The sequence below is a fragment of the Micromonospora sp. D75 genome (assembly GCF_018070405.1).
GTDB lineage: Bacteria > Actinomycetota > Actinomycetes > Mycobacteriales > Micromonosporaceae > Micromonospora > Micromonospora chalcea.
In genome coordinates this window covers 1-438 of sequence record NZ_JAGPXV010001204.1, presented here as the reverse complement: position 1 = coordinate 438, position 438 = coordinate 1, and the positions used below count along the sequence as shown (strand labels likewise).

Here is a 438-nt window from a genome sequence, read left to right as displayed (position 1 = left end):
AGGTGGTGGTGGTCGACGACGGCTCGACCGACGGCACCGCCGACATCGTCGCGGCGCTGCGCCTGCCGAACGTGCGGGTCGTGCGCAAGCCCAACGGCGGCAAGCCGAGCGCGTTGAACACCGGCGTCGCGCTGGCCCGGCACGACCTGATCGTCATGGTCGACGGCGACACGATCTTCGAGCCGGACTCGGTCCGCCGGCTGGTCCAGCCGTTCGCCGACCCCCGGGTCGGCGTGGTCGCCGGCAACGTCAAGGTCGGCAACCGTCGCGGCCTGATCGCCAAGTGGCAGCACATCGAGTACGTCATCGGCTTCAACCTCGACCGCCGCCTCTACGAGACGCTGCGCTGCATGCCCACCGTCCCCGGCGCGATCGGCGCGTTCCGGCGGCAGGCGCTGGAGCAGGTGGGCGGCCTGACCGACGACACGCTCGCCGAGG

The 438-nt window shown here is 71.9% G+C and carries 1 protein-coding gene; it reads left to right on the top strand.

What is annotated here, in order from left to right:
* Positions 1–438: glycosyltransferase family 2 protein (locus tag KBX39_RS32875; RefSeq protein ID WP_210874314.1), on the top strand; the 438-nt coding region annotated here is incomplete at both ends.